Origin of the sequence: Priestia sp. FSL R5-0597 (genome assembly GCF_038006305.1) — a bacterium.
Taxonomy (GTDB): domain Bacteria; phylum Bacillota; class Bacilli; order Bacillales; family Bacillaceae_H; genus Priestia; species Priestia zanthoxyli.
This window is the reverse complement of sequence record NZ_JBBOUZ010000001.1, coordinates 3688349-3703121: the sequence shown is the minus strand read 5'-3', so window position 1 is coordinate 3703121 and position 14773 is coordinate 3688349. Positions and strand designations below refer to the sequence as shown.

Annotated in this window: 13 protein-coding genes; 7 read left to right on the top strand and 6 right to left on the bottom strand. The window is 38.6% G+C overall.

Going from position 1 to position 14773, the window contains the following annotated elements; all coding sequences use genetic code 11:
• The first annotated feature begins 29 nt into the window (after window positions 1-29).
• From MKX72_RS19470 to MKX72_RS19460, 3 genes are all read left to right on the top strand, one after another.
• Complete coding sequence (locus MKX72_RS19470; protein ID WP_049166039.1) at window positions 30-389, top strand: cupin domain-containing protein; 360 nt, start codon at window positions 30-32, stop codon at window positions 387-389.
• A 396-nt stretch (window positions 390-785) separates the two neighbouring features.
• Window positions 786-2708 carry an LTA synthase family protein gene (locus tag MKX72_RS19465; protein ID WP_028415048.1) on the top strand — a complete coding sequence of 641 codons (1923 nt, stop codon included), beginning with the start codon at window positions 786-788 and terminating at the stop codon, window positions 2706-2708.
• 87 nt (window positions 2709-2795) lie between these two features.
• The gene (locus MKX72_RS19460; RefSeq protein WP_155007706.1) at window positions 2796-3764 is read left to right on the top strand and encodes an LCP family protein; all 969 of its coding nucleotides are present in this window, start codon (window positions 2796-2798) and stop codon (window positions 3762-3764) included.
• A gap of 37 nt (window positions 3765-3801) precedes the next feature.
• Here MKX72_RS19460 and MKX72_RS19455 read toward each other — a convergent pair whose 3' ends face one another.
• Window positions 3802-4383 (bottom strand): YitT family protein, encoded by a 582-nt coding sequence (locus MKX72_RS19455; protein WP_033579900.1) that lies wholly within the window; start codon window positions 4381-4383, stop codon window positions 3802-3804.
• A 200-nt stretch (window positions 4384-4583) separates the two neighbouring features.
• Between MKX72_RS19455 and MKX72_RS19450 the strand changes: the two genes are divergently transcribed.
• Window positions 4584-5081: a GNAT family N-acetyltransferase gene (locus tag MKX72_RS19450; RefSeq protein ID WP_028415046.1), complete on the top strand. Its 498-nt coding sequence runs from the start codon at window positions 4584-4586 to the stop codon at window positions 5079-5081.
• Window positions 5082-5107: 26 nt separating this feature from the next.
• Here the strand turns inward: MKX72_RS19450 and MKX72_RS19445 are convergent, their stop codons facing one another.
• Together MKX72_RS19445 and MKX72_RS19440 are read right to left on the bottom strand one after the other, a co-directional pair.
• Window positions 5108-5821: a YoaK family protein gene (locus MKX72_RS19445; RefSeq protein ID WP_155007707.1), complete on the bottom strand. Its 714-nt coding sequence runs from the start codon at window positions 5819-5821 to the stop codon at window positions 5108-5110.
• Window positions 5822-5944: 123 nt separating this feature from the next.
• Window positions 5945-7987: a catalase gene (locus MKX72_RS19440; RefSeq protein WP_155007708.1), complete on the bottom strand. Its 2043-nt coding sequence runs from the start codon at window positions 7985-7987 to the stop codon at window positions 5945-5947.
• A 172-nt stretch (window positions 7988-8159) separates the two neighbouring features.
• Between MKX72_RS19440 and MKX72_RS19435 the strand changes: the two genes are divergently transcribed.
• Both MKX72_RS19435 and MKX72_RS19430 read left to right on the top strand, forming a co-directional pair.
• Window positions 8160-9131: an NAD(P)H-dependent flavin oxidoreductase gene (locus MKX72_RS19435; RefSeq protein WP_155007709.1), complete on the top strand. Its 972-nt coding sequence runs from the start codon at window positions 8160-8162 to the stop codon at window positions 9129-9131.
• A 70-nt stretch (window positions 9132-9201) separates the two neighbouring features.
• Window positions 9202-9597: a hypothetical protein gene (locus tag MKX72_RS19430; protein WP_033579904.1), complete on the top strand. Its 396-nt coding sequence runs from the start codon at window positions 9202-9204 to the stop codon at window positions 9595-9597.
• Between the two features lie 27 nt (window positions 9598-9624).
• Here the strand turns inward: MKX72_RS19430 and MKX72_RS19425 are convergent, their stop codons facing one another.
• A complete protein-coding gene (locus MKX72_RS19425) occupies window positions 9625-10977 on the bottom strand; it encodes a cation:dicarboxylate symporter family transporter (protein WP_028415041.1) in 1353 nt (450 codons plus the stop codon).
• Window positions 10978-11210: 233 nt separating this feature from the next.
• Window positions 11211-11975 (bottom strand): sulfite exporter TauE/SafE family protein, encoded by a 765-nt coding sequence (locus MKX72_RS19420; RefSeq protein WP_028415040.1) that lies wholly within the window; start codon window positions 11973-11975, stop codon window positions 11211-11213.
• Between the two features lie 271 nt (window positions 11976-12246).
• Between MKX72_RS19420 and MKX72_RS19415 the strand changes: the two genes are divergently transcribed.
• Window positions 12247-13521: an ATP-binding protein gene (locus MKX72_RS19415; protein WP_033579905.1), complete on the top strand. Its 1275-nt coding sequence runs from the start codon at window positions 12247-12249 to the stop codon at window positions 13519-13521.
• Between the two features lie 84 nt (window positions 13522-13605).
• On the opposite strand, the gene MKX72_RS19410 is transcribed toward MKX72_RS19415, so the two are convergent.
• Window positions 13606-14508, bottom strand: a complete 903-nt coding sequence (locus MKX72_RS19410; RefSeq protein ID WP_154992299.1) for a TetR/AcrR family transcriptional regulator — start codon at window positions 14506-14508, stop codon at window positions 13606-13608.
• Window positions 14509-14773 lie beyond the last annotated feature (265 nt).

Here is a 14773-nt window from a genome sequence, read left to right as displayed (position 1 = left end):
TTCATTTATTAGAAAAAGGGGAGCTAGTCATGAAAGTTAGTAAGCAAAACGCAGAACACTACGTGTGGGGAGGAAAATGCGATGGGTGGCACCTAGTGAAAAATAAAGACGTAAGTATTATTCATGAGCGCATGCCCCCTTATACGGAAGAGGTAAGGCATTATCACTTGAAAGCACATCAATTTTTCTTTGTACTAAAAGGAACAGCTGCTCTAGAAATAGACGGAGTTATTTACGATGTAAAAGCACACGAAGGAGTAGAAGTATTTCCTTCGATTCTTCATCAAATGATGAATCGTTCGAGTGAGGAGATTGAGTTTCTTGTGATTTCACAGCCTTTTGCACAAGGAGACCGCATAGCTGTTGATGAAGATAATAAGCATAGATAGGTCTATTTTTACTAGTCCTAACAGTAAGCCAAGAATACCGTCCAGTACAATAGTACCTTTTCATTCAGCAAGTGAAATATTATGCCTAATAAAATAAAAATACTTTTATTGCAGAGCAGAAATGTGGTAAATTAATATGTATGCAATATAGGGAGAACAAAATTTACAAATTAACAATTGTGTAATATTAACATCACGATGAAAAATAAGAGATTACAAGTTAAAATGTAAATTTTGTAGATGACTAAAAAAAGAGATGAAGATGATATTGTTTGACAAATTGAATCATTTTCAGGTAATCTTTTGCAGGACGTAACCGTTACGATTTAATGTAGGGGACTTTCCTGAGGTTAGCTGAACATGAAATCTCTACTTTTTAGTGAAAGGAATTTGAAAATGAAAAAACTATTTTCAAAGCCGTTGTTTTACTTTTTTATAGCGGTTTTATTCATGTGGATCAAGTCTTACATGTCTTACAAAGTGGAGTTCAACTTAGATATAAGTGACTCAATGCAAAAAACGTTATTGTTTATTAATCCAATTAGTTCAACTTTGATCTTTTTAGGGTTAGCATTGTTTGCAAAAGGAAAAAGAGCCATCGTTTGGACGCTTATCCTTAGTACAATCATGACGGTCATTTTGTACAGCAATATTTTATATTATCGATTCTTCAATGACTTTGTGACATTGCCTACTTTAACGCAAACAAGCAATGTGGGTCATTTAGGAGGCAGTATCGCTGATTTAGTAAAAGCTCACGATATTTTTTACTTTGTAGATATCATTTTACTGATTGCGCTATTGTTTGTTAGAAAAATCGAATGGCCAAAAGCACGTCTTAAATTCCGCTATACGTTCATGGTGTTAGCGGCAGGAGCTGTCGCATTTGCAATTAACTTGCACTATGCTGAAAAAGATCGCCCTGAATTATTAACAAGAACATTTGATCGCAACTACCTAGTGAAATATTTAGGAGCATACAACTACACGGTGTATGATGCAGTTCAAACGTTTCAAAACTCAAAGCAACGAGCATTCGCAAGCAGTGATGACTTAACAACAGTGAAAAACTTCAGTACAAGTCACTATGCAGCTCCGAATATTGAGTATGCGGGTAAAGCAAAAGGAAAAAATATTATTAAAATTCATCTAGAATCATTTCAGTCATTCCTAATTAATTACAAGTTAAACGGACAAGAAGTAACGCCGTTTTTAAATTCATTAGCAAATGGAAATGAATTTATGTATTTTGATAACTTCTTCCATCAAACAGGACAAGGTAAAACAGCTGATGCAGAGCTTATGATGGATACGTCATTATATGGCTTGCCTCAAGGATCAGCATTTAGCTTAAAAGGCCGCAACACGTACCAAGCAGCACCAGCGATCTTAGATCAAGAGGGCGGCTATACAAGTGCTGTGTTACACGGAGATTATAAAACGTTCTGGAACCGTAATGAAATTTACAAACAGTTCGGTGTGGATAAATTCTTTGATGCAAGTTATTACAATATGACTGGTGATAACAAAGTAAACTATGGATTAAAAGATAAGCCATTCTTCAAAGAATCTATGCCAATGCTGCAGTCATTGAAGCAGCCGTTCTATGCGCATATGATTACATTAACAAACCATTTCCCATTCGTTCTTGATAAAGGTGATGCTAGCATTGAACCGGCGAACACAGGAGATGGAACGGTAGACCGTTATTTCCAAACGGCTCGTTATTTGGATGAATCACTGCAAGAATTCTTTACAGAGCTAAAAGCTTCAGGTTTATATGACAACTCAGTTATTATGATTTACGGTGACCACTACGGTATTTCTGAAAATCATAACAAAGCAATGGAAAAAGTTCTTGGCGAGAAAATCACGCCATATAAAAACGCTCAGCTTCAACGCGTACCGTTCTTCCTTCACGTACCAGGTGTAAAAGGTGGAGTGAACCATACGTACGGCGGTGAAATTGACGTAGTGCCTACGCTTCTTCACCTAGTGGGAATTGATAGTAAAGAGTATGTTCAATTCGGTACAGATTTATTATCAAAAGACCATGATCAGGTAGTAGCATTTAGAAACGGTGATTATGTTTCTCCGAAATACACGTCAATTGACGGCAAGTATTACGATACAAACACAGGAGAAAGAATCACAGCAACAGATGAAGCGAAAGCTTATAAAAAGAAAGTTGGAAGAGAGCTAGAACTTTCTGATAAAGTGTTATACGGTGATTTATTACGATTTAATAAATTAGATGACTTTAAACCGGTCGATCCATCAAAATACATGTATGGAAAAGACCAAGAAACAGAAAAATAATGTAAGCTTTCACACCATACAATCCAAACAAGCAAGTAGAGGAGCTTTTTAAAAGCTTAGCTACTTGCTTGTTTTATGAGAACTTCATTGAAAAAGAAAGCTGGTGACAGAAACGTGGAGCGAACAAGACGCAAAAGAAGAAGAAGAGTTCGATGGGGCAGAGTGTTCTTTGCTTTGTTGTTCCTTTTTATTATCGTTGGGGGCATATACAGCTATTTCCAATATAAGCAAGGGCTATCGATAGCAAGCGATGGTAAATTTGCGGATGACGGCACGACATTTGAACAGTTTCAAGGCAGTCTCCCGAATAACGGAGAAGTAAATATGCTGCTGTTAGGAAGTGACTCGCGCGGGGAAAAGCATTCTCGTACAGACTCTATTTTAATTGCTCACTACGATTCTAAAAGCAAACACCCGAAAATTGTTTCTCTTATGAGGGATATGTACGTGGATATTCCAGGACACGGCAAGCAAAAGCTGAACGCTGCTTACGCGTTCGGAGGTCCTGAGCTGCTGCGTCAAACGATCAAACAAAATTTTGATATTGATATTAACTATTATGCAGTTGTGGACTTTGAAGGATTTTCAAAAATTGTAGATACGATTGCGCCTGATGGCATTGAAGTAAACGTGCCTCACGATATGTCTTCAGGAATTGGTATGACGCTTCACAAAGGTACCCAAGTTTTACACGGTGAACAGCTGCTTGGCTACGTACGTTTTCGCCATGATAACATGAGTGATTTTGGACGCGTTCAGCGTCAGCAAGAAGTCGTTTTAAAGCTCAAAGATGAAGTAGCAAGCCTAAACAGCGTGTTTAAAATACCGAAGCTTCTCGGCGTAATGGATCCTTACATCGATACAAATTTAGATACAAAAAGCATGATGCTTCTAGCTAAAGATGTGGTAACAGGAAACATGAAAGACGTTCAAAGCCTGCGACTGCCTTTAGACGGATCATTTGAAAACAAAACGTATAGCGGCGTTGGTATGGTGCTTGATATTGATTTAGATAAAAATAAAGAAGCGCTGCAAGAATTCTTAAATGACAAATAAAGAAAAGCCTCGAGACGCATGTCTCGAGGCTTTTTCTTTATACATAGACGATGATGCGTTTGAATGACGTAATTAAACTGGTCACTATACCAGAGCATACAACAATAAATAATGAATAAATAGCTGTATCGTTTTGAAGCAGTAAAATACCTGAAATAATAATAGATGCGTCAATCACTAAAATGATGATGCCAGGGTTTAACGATAACCATTTCGCAAGTATCAGAGAAAATAAGTCGACCCCGCCTTGACTTGCGTGCTGCCGGAGCATGATGCCAGTTCCGATTCCGTTAAAAATGCCTCCAAGGCAAGCGCTTAAGATAATGGGAAGGTGAAAAATTCCGTGAAGCGGAAACAGCAAATCAATCATAACGGCTGAGAGAACCATGCCATAGATAGCATTTAAAAAATAAGAGCGGTTAAAACCTAGAGCGAGAAGGTAAATCGGCAAGTTTAAGCAAAAAATCATCACGCCTACTTTATAGCCAAGTAAATAATTAATGATTAAGCTAATTCCCGTAATGCCTCCTGTTACAAGCTGAAGCGGAAGAATAAAAACGTTAATTCCGATACTAACAAACACACTGCCAATTCCAATTGCAATTAATTTTTTGTACATGCTGTCTCATCCTTGTCTATGAATCTCTTTATATGTATATGAAGACAAGCAGAGTTTCAGCACAAAGACTGCTTCAGAAACCATAATGCACGGATTAAATATATGCAAAGGAAGCTGTTTCGCAATGCAAATGTGTTGCATAAACATTCTTCACCATAGACAATAAGAATTAACGAAGAAGGTAAATGGAGGAGAAAAAATTGATCGTTCGAAAAGCTAGAGAAGAAGAAACATCATCTATTGAAACAGTAACGCTTGCTGCTTATGAGCAATATGCAGCTGTAAAATCGGAAGCACACTGGAAAAGATATCGAAAGGGAATTTTACATACCCTGAGTGAAGAAAAGAAATTTGAATGCATGGTAGCTGAAATCGATGGAGAAATGGCAGGAAGCGTTTTGTTTTATCCGCCGAATACGGATGTATATGGAGGGTTATTAAAACCATTTCCATGGGCTGAAATTCGTCTGCTGGCAGTTGCTCCATCTCATCGCCGAAAAGGAGTCGCCAATGCGCTTCTTGAAGCGTGTGAAAAAAAATCTCGGGAGCTAGGGTGTTCTTATTTAGGTTTACATACAGATCATTCAATGGAACATGCCATTAAGCTGTACACTAAAAGAGGTTACGTTCGCTTTCCTGATAACGATTTTTATCCGGTAAAAGATTTGCACGTTATGGCATTTAGAAAATCAGTTTAATAAAAAAGCCTTTGAAATCATTGACTTCAAAGGCTTTTTTGAGATTCTGAATTTAAAATGACAAAAGCGAGAAAAAGAATAGCAGAAGCTAGCCAAACTGCTTTTGTCCCCAGGGTGAAAGTAGAAATAGAACCTAACAATGCCCCGCTCAAAAAAGAGAGGATAATGGCCGTAAAACGAAGGCACTGATAAGCAGCATTTTCGTCGCGTTTGAATATAGCATAGTATGCTGCTTGAGAAGCAGTACGAAGGTTTCCAGTTGTCATGGTTGTATTATATGACCATTTTATCAAAGTTCTAAATGAAGAAACTTGAAGAGCAGCAACAAATGAAATTGTTACTGTAACCAACATATTAGGAACACTAGGTGGTAAAAACCCAACAATAATGAGTACGACAATTTCTAAAAGCAATACAATACGAGAAGTATCAGGGAGTACAGATACAAATCGCGGCTGCTTAAATGTTTCGGTTACAGCAACGCCTAGGATAAAGGCTACAATAGGGGGAATATGAAGAAAAGCTTCTGTCCATTGACCTTGTGCTGCCTTTACACCTAATAAAACGATATTTCCACTTTGTGCATTTGCAAATACTCCGTTTCTGCTTATATACGTATAAGCATCAAGAAAACCTCCCACAATAGCTAACAAAATTCCAAGGATAACTGAATTTGCCGTTGCAGCTTTTTTGAATCGTTTCGTTAATTGTAAAAAGTAAGATGATTTGTTTGTGAGCATGTCTTCCTTTTGCCTCCTGAAAATCTAAGGTGCATTATCTAGTATAAGCAAAAAATCGGCTTTTCTTCAATTGCTGTGACTCCATGTAAAAAAGATAGGGAAGATCCCTATCTTTTTTGTCATTTATATAACGTGACGATTCCAGTGGCGGTGAGCTGAAACAGCTTCAATAAATTCATCTGTAAAGCGTGTAGAATCTCCAGTTACGACACCGGGACTACTATCTAAGCCAGCAGCTTTTAGCCACTTAACACCTTCATCTGTGGCGCCAATTGGTTTAAAATGCTCGAATGCTTCTTGAGCAAACGTCAGTGCTTCTTTACGAAACTTCTCATCAGCTGACGAACTTCCGACAACATAAACCGCATCGAATAAGACAGAATCACTTGTTAAGAACGTGTGCTGTACTTCAAGTTCTGACCCGTCTGTTCCTTTTACGTTTTGGAGGGTTGTGCTTACAATTTCAGGCTGAATGCCCTGTTGTTTTAAACTGTTTAACACTTGTGGTAGGTCACCGCTAAAGTCATTAGCTACAATGACAGCTACTTTACGCGTATTCGGCTTTTTAATCGTCTGTTCCTGACTAAGAGCCGGAGACGACTTGGTCACTGGCGCGTCTTCTCCTGATGGAGGCGTTGCACCAATCGCTTGTGCCACTTGTTTAGCTAGCACTGTACTGACGTTGGCAAACATATCAACAACCTGTTGCTGAACAGACTTGCTTTTCACTTTTCCAAGCTCAAAGCTGAAAGCACTGATAATATGCTCTTTTTCAGGGTCGCTCATGCTATTCCAAAATAGCGTTGCCTGTGAAAAGTGGTCTTTAAAACTTTCGCTTCGGCTTCGAACTTTTCTTCCTTCCACTTTTTCCTGATAGTGAGAATAACCGCCCTCTGACTCTGGTACAGGAGCCGGGGTATTGGCTGCAAGAGAGTTTCTGTGATAGCTGACAGGCCCTTTGTTAATCGTTTGACGTCCGTAACCGTCGCGTTGATTGTTATGAAACGGGCACACTGGACGGTTGATTGGAAGTTCGTGGAAATTCGGGCCGCCAAGACGAATAAGCTGGGTATCCGTGTATGAAAACAATCTTCCTTGTAAGAGAGGATCATTGGAAAAATCAATTCCCGGTACTACATGCCCCGGATGGAATGCGACTTGTTCCGTTTCGGCAAATACGTTGTCTACATTTCGATTTAAGGTCATTTTTCCAACCAATTTGACGGGAATGTCTTCTTCTGGCCAAAGCTTAGTTGGATCGAGAATGTCAAAGTCGAATTTAAATTCATCTTCCTCAGCTATGATTTGAAGCCCTAGCTCATATTCAGGATAGTCTCCGTTTTCAATTGACTCCCATAAATCTCGGCGATGAAAATCAGGGTCTTTCCCAGAAATGGTTTGAGCTTCGTCCCAAACAAGGGAATGCGTTCCGAGCACAGGCTTCCAGTGGAATTTGACAAAATGAGCTTTTCCTTCTGCATTAACTAAGCGAAAAGTATGTACGCCGAAGCCTTCCATCATACGTAAGCTGCGAGGAATTGCGCGGTCTGACATTGACCACATGACCATGTGAGCGGACTCTTGGTTATTGGCGACAAAATCCCAAAACGTATCATGTGCTGAAGCCGCCTGCGGCATTTCGTTGTGTGGCTCAGGCTTAACAGCGTGAATTAAATCAGGGAATTTAATCGCATCTTGGATAAAGAACACGGGAATGTTATTTCCAACTAAGTCATAGTTTCCTTCTTCTGTATAAAATTTCGTTGCAAAACCACGTGCGTCGCGAACCGTTTCAGCTGAACCTTTAGAACCTGCTACAGTAGAGAAACGGACAAATACAGGTGTTTTTACAGATGGATTCTGTAAAAAATTAGCTTTTGTATATTCGCTGAGCGAGTCATACAGCTCAAATTCTCCGTGAGCAGCGAAGCCGCGTGCATGAACGATGCGTTCAGGAATGCGCTCGTGGTCAAAATGCGTCATTTTTTCACGGAAATGAAAGTCTTCCATAAGGGTTGGACCACGTTCGCCTGCTTTTAAAGAAAATTCATCTTCGGAAAGCTTTAACCCTTGATTGGTTGTAAGTGCTTGGTTTCGATCGTCTGTTTTAAACTGCTCGAGCTGTTCTTGCTTGCTTTTTTCATTTACAGGGTGCTTTTTTGTCATACTTGTCTTCCTCCTTGATCTTCAGTTAATAATCATTACAAAATGTGTACCCTGTCAAAAGTTGAAGCAAACAGAAATGTTGGAATTTTTTCGTAGGAAATCCGTTATTTTCTTGTTATGATTATGAATAAGTATTCATAAATACAAAAATAAAAGGAGAGGGGATACATAGATGAAAACACGGGTAACAGATTTATTAGGAATTCAATATCCAATTGTACAAGGAGGTCTTGCGTATCTAGCGTACGCAGAACTTGCGGCTGCTGTCTCAAATGCAGGCGGGCTTGGACAAATTACAGCTATGACGCTCCGAACACCTGAGAAACTTCAAGCTGAAATTAAGAAAGTACGTTCTTTAACTGAGCGTCCTTTTGGCGTTAATTTTGCTGTTGGAGGTCAAACAGAAGGTTCTTATAAAGAACTTCTCGACGCAGCAGTAGAAGAAGGTGTTCCGGTTATTTCCATAACAGGAGCAAATCCCGCACCTATTTTTGAAAGATTAAAAGGAACGGGAATTAAAACGCTCGTGCTGGTAGCCAACGTACGTCAAGCTCAAAAAGCTGAGAAGCTAGGAGCAGATGCTGTCATGGCAGTAGGGCAAGAAGCTGGAGGACATATCGGACGTGAGGATTTAGGCACAATGGTATTAATTCCTCGAGTAGCTGCGGCTGTGTCAATTCCCGTCTTGGCAAGCGGAGGGATTGGAAACGGACAAGGATTATTGGCAGCGTTATCATTAGGCGCTGAAGGGATAGAAATGGGAACACGTTTTATCGCGACAAAAGAATGTGTAGATGCCCATGATGCGTATAAACAAGCTATTATAGAAGCAAAAGAAACGGATACTGTGGTTATTAAACGTTCGTTCGGGGCACCTGGACGCGTATTGAAGTCCCACTATACTCTTGACATTATTAAGCGTGAGGAGCAAGGAGAGAGATACGAAGAGTTAAAAGACGTCATTAGCGGAGGGGCAAACTGCCGGTATATTTATGAAAATAAAATCGATGAAGGCTATGGATGGGCAGGCCAAGTCGTTGGACTGATTGATAGTATTCCAACGGTGCAAGAGCTGTTTGACAGTATGATAGAAGAAGTGCACGCCGGTTCTAAACGACTGTTGAGTATAGTAGAAAAGAAGTAGAGATACAAGCCGTCATACTGTAGCAATTGTTCGCATATTTATAATCTATATCTCTAAATGAGGTGAGAGAATGAAAAGAATGCGAGCATTTGCTATCATGACGTTTTTAATAGTAGGTTCAGGATATGCAGTTTTTATTAAAAAAGAAGAAGTTTCCAAGACTCAGCAAGCACAAGTGTACGAAGAAGCAAAGCCTGTTATTAAACAAATGGACAAACTGGATATTTGGCATAAAATCAGCAGCGGTTTAACTGAAGCGGGCTATGAATCAAGGGGTGTGAATTCTTCCCTTTATTCAAAAGACAGAGTAGAGCTGGATGTGTATATGGAGCCTTCCGTTTCAGCTGATGCCAAAACGCAAGAAACGATTAAACAAATGGTATATAAAATACTGGAAGAAAATAAATTTCAGCAAAAGGCCTTTCATGTAACAATTAAATTCCTGCCCGAAAAACAAGTAAAATAGACTTGTCTCGGCCAGGAATTTTTTTTATTAAAATGCTTTTTCATTGGCTGCTGGAATACTCTCAGGGAGAGAAATTTCAGCATTTTTGGGCTGATACGTAATTTTTCCGTCCAGCACATCATTGGCTTTTTGTAGGTCTAATAAATTTTCCCATCGTGCGATAATAAAAGCAGCTACCGCATAACCAATAATATTAACTGTGGTCCGGTAATTACCCATAAAGCGATCAGGAGCAAGCATCAGAGCAACGGCAGCTACCGGAATGGATCCGGTTGCTGCTGCGGTAGCAGAAAGAGCAACAAAAGCTGATCCTGGAATGCCAGCCATTCCTTTAGACGTAAGAAGAAGAACACCAAGCATTAAAAGCTGATCAGTGAGGCTCAAGTCCACGCCCGTTGCTTGTGCTAAAAAGACGAGAGCAAGAGACAGGTAGATAGAAGCACCGTCTAGATTAAACGAATAGCCCGTAGGCACAACAAGGCCAACGACTGCTTTGTTGCATCCTGCTTGTTCAAATTTATCCATGAGCTGCGGCATAACGGCTTCAGTAGAACCCGTAGCAAATGCCAGCATAATTTCTTCTCGTATATATAGAATAACTTTCCACAAGCTTAATTTTAAATAGGTTCGTAAAATAACAGCTAAAACAAGAACAAATGCTAGACAAGCAATTGTCATAGCGATAAATAGCTTTCCAAATGCAGCAAGTGTTCCAAGACCGTACTGACTGACTGCAAATGCCATGGCGCTAAACGTGGCAAGAGCCGTTAACTTCATGATGTATCCCATAATTTTAAATAACACATCATTTACTTTTTCTAATACGTGTAGAAGGGTCTCCGCTGTTTTTCCACCTATATGGACAAGAGCGATTCCGAACAAACACGAAATTAAAAGCACTTGAAGCATGGAGTTGTTTGAAAAAGCACCAACTGCACTGTCTGGAATCATATTAAGAAAAAAATCACCTTCGCTCGGAAGTTCGGAGCCGTTTGTCTTCGCGTCCACTTCAGTTGTGCTTAAGCTTGAAGGGTCAACATTCATACCGGCCCCGGGGTTCATTACGTTTGCTACTAATAGACCGATAAGTAGAGCGAATGTTGTGACAATTTCGAAGTAAAGAATGGTTTTTCCACCGATACGCCCAACTGTTTTAATGTTTCCAACCTTGGCAATTCCGACAACGACTACCCCAAAGATAAGAGGAGCAATCAGCATTTTGATGAGCTTAATAAAACCGTCTCCAATCGGTTTCACAGCATTTCCAAAGCTTGGCCATAGATATCCTACGGCTACGCCAAGTACAATTGCCATCATAATTTGAAAGAAAAGACCTTTATAAAAAGGTTTTTGCTTACTTTTTGCCGCTGTTTGTGTCATGTGTTCTCCCTTCGTCGTACAATTTTTTTGATGTTACAATAGATGTTATGTTTTTTTACATTTTAACGTAAGGTTGTTTGAGGTGTCATTGGTCTCTTTGACTAAAATTCAATAAAAATATTAGTTGAAGTGTATAAGAAGGGAAGGGAGTGGTTTCAAACATTATTATTTTTAATGTAGATCTTTAAAAAAACTAATAAAAAGCACATGCAAAGGCATGTGCTTTTTATTTATTAAATTAGTTTAATTCCGCTAATTAAAATGATGGTCGCCATAATGGCTTGAAGCGGTCTTGAAGGCACTTTCGTTGATAAACGGCTTCCGAGTAACACACCCGGAATAGATCCAGTTAATAGGTTAGCAGTCAACATATAATCAACGCTTCCAAAGCTTGCATTTAAAATACCAGCCACCGTAACGAGAAGAAACGCATGTGCAATATCAGTACCAACCAGCTCAGATGTTTTTAACTTAAATAAGTACAGCATTGCAATGGCAAATAATGAGCCAGAACCAATCGATGTTAGTCCGACAATGAACCCAAAGACTACGCCAATTCCGATTGTTAATCCTTTTTTCTGATTTAAGTCCATTTCCTGAAACCGATTTGGGCGAATTAATTTATCAAAAAAGACGCGAAAGATAATTGAGATGGCAACCAGCGTCATGACGTACCCGAGAGCGTGCTTAATAATCGTTTCTTGATGCTCGTGAAAAGATGGGAATGCATGAAGTGTGACAATAGCCAGCACAGCGCTCGGAATACTTCCGAAAGCTAAATATTTTGCTAATTTAAAGTTAATGGTTCGCTGTTTGTAGTGCTGAGCGACTCCGAATAATTTTGTGATAGAATTGTAGACAAGATCTGTTCCTACGGCAATGGAAGGGTTAATGCCGAGTACAATCAGTAAAGGTGTTAATAAAGCGGCACCTCCAACCCCCGTTAAGCCTACAAGGGTTCCAACGAATAATCCCATTAAGGTAATTGATAGTTCCATATTTTGTCCTCCTACTCTCAAAACCAAGTACATTGATCTGATTATAGAGCATTGTAACTCATATGTAAATAAAATTCTGAATATTTTTAGTGAAGTTGAAAAGGTTTTCTTAGTCTTCACTATTTTAGGGAACGGACGATAAAGTCATAGGAAGTTATAAAAAAGTAAATAGAATACGTTTATTTATCTATGATTACGCTCTAATTTGTGTTACAAATGTAAATGCAATAAAAGAGTTTATTTTTATCTCATTTGAAAGACCGGTGAATGCATGAGTTTTGTTACGAAAGATTTGTTAATTAATTTTTTATTTATTTTATTGGCGCTGTTTTTAGTGCAGATGTTTTATTTGATCAAGTATGCTAAAAAAGTTCATTGGTGGAAAGACCACTATATCGCGGTATTTCCGATTTTAGCTATTACCTTTTGCCTTTTGTTTCCGGTTAACGGAGCTTATGTCCCGGATGACTATCGAATGGATTTACGAAGAATTCCTTATATTTTAGGAACGTTATATGGAGGCTGGCCGCTAGGAAGCTTGCTTTTCGTCTTTATTTTACTGCTGCGCTTGCTAATTGGCGGGTATGATGTAGGGTTTTTATCAACATTAATTGCTCTGCCGATTTTATCCATTCCTTTATTTTTCATAACAAAATACTTTTTACATTTCTCATTAAAAAATAGAATTATCGTGAGCACCTGTCTTAGTGTAATTGGTTCTTTATTAGCTATGCTTGTATCTATTTTTGTCTTACACGTAACAAGCATTCCTATTAGCGTGTGGGTTCAGTTCGCTGTTTTAGATGTGGCAGGCATGTTTGTGATTACCATACTGTGGGAAGCGATACGGGCAAATTTATTAGTGCTGCAGCGCCTGATGAAAGCAGAAAAGCTAGAAATTGTCAGTCATTTAGCTGCCAGCATCTCTCATGAGGTGCGAAATCCTCTAACTGCAAGCAGAGGATTTATGCAAATGCTGCAAGAAGATGAAAAAGAACCTGCTAAAAAACGCTACATTTCGATTGCTATTAATGAACTAGACCGCGCAAAAGAAATCATTGATGATTACTTGCTGTTTGCCAATTCCGCTCCGGAACGAAATGAAAAAATGAATATGTCAGAAGAAATTCATCACGTCACCCATATTATGACGCCTCTTGCCAATATGAACGGAGTCGCGATTGATTTTACATTCGATGAAGAAGTGAAGTTCTTCGTAATGGGAGAAAGAAGAAAGCTTCAGCAGTGTCTAATCAACTTATTTAAAAATAGTATTGAAGCCATGCAAAACGGAGGCACGTTAACTATTAAAGTAGGAAAAGAAGGCGGAGTTGTGATCGTTGATATTATGGATACAGGCTGCGGTATGACGCAAGAACAAATCAACCGGTTAGGCGAACCGTATTTTACAACAAAAGAAAAAGGTACGGGGCTTGGAACGATGGTATCTTTCAGTATTATTCATTATATGAAGGGAAAAGTAAGTGTGTCTAGCGTAAAAGGAAAAGAAACGTGCTTTTCACTTCAATTTCCCCTTTGTGAGTAAAGAGACTGGGACAAAAGTTATTTAGTTGAAGGAAGATCCGAATGCGTTTGATTCTTGAGGGAGAATCAAACGCATTCGGATTTTTTAATGAAGTTCACTCACATACTGATCAATCATCGTTTGCAGTTCCTCTAGGTTCGTTTTACTGTTGTTAACAGGCAGCTGCTTTAATGAATGAAGGGCACTATCCACAACAAACTTGCGTGGATTTGATTGTTTAAACATCTCTTCTTCAATAAAACTAATAAGCTCTGTGCATTTTTGACGTTCGAATTCATCCGTAAATTGTTTGTGAGCTTGCTTTTTTAAATCGATAAGTGCTGCGGAAATGTCCTGTTCTATTTGATTTTTAGTATTTGGGCAAGATGGAAGCCATTCTTTGATCGTTTGCGGATCGAGCAAAATGTCTCCTGAACTTGCTACTTCGTCTACAAGAGGAAGCAGACGCTTAACGCTGTAAGTTATAATCTCATGGGGATCAGTCTTTGTACCATTGACCATAAAGTTATAGTGAAAGTTGCGGTGAAGCATGCCAAGAAACATAATTGCACAATCTAGCAGATAAGGTTTCTTTTCTTGTCCAAATAAATCAATAAACCGTTTGTAGAACCAGTTTACTTCAATGAACTGGGTTTTTTTTATGTATGCTTTTAAATCAGGATCATTAGAAACAAATACTTCTTCAAGTAACGTAAAAAATTTATGTTTGTGATGGTTTTTCATCTGCGCATCGATCTGTTTAATAAATACATCTACATCGGTCAGACTTTTACCAACCAGCAGCTGATTGCGCTCTTGTTCAATTGTTGTATGAAGCCAGGTAAAAACAGCGATTAACAATTCATTTTTTGAAGAAAAATAGTTGTAGAATGTTCCTTTTGAAATGCCGCTATAATCAATGATGTCTTGAATGGATGTAGCTTGAAATCCCTTTTCAACGAAGAGATGGTGTGCATTTTTTACAACTTGCTGTTTTCGATTATTCATTATTATCACCTAAATGTAAAATTAGACTCATGGTCCAACTTTATGATACATGATTTAAAACGTTTACACAAATGTTCTTTTCGGAAAACTGAACGATATCACTACAATATATTGGTATAAAAGGATTATAGGACTAAAAAAGTTGAGAAAATAAAGAACGTGAACGTAAGATTTTTCACTTGCATAAATTGAACTCACAGTATAATATACTCTATGTAGAACACGTGTCTAAAAAAATGAACCTAAAGTATAAGGAGGTACAATA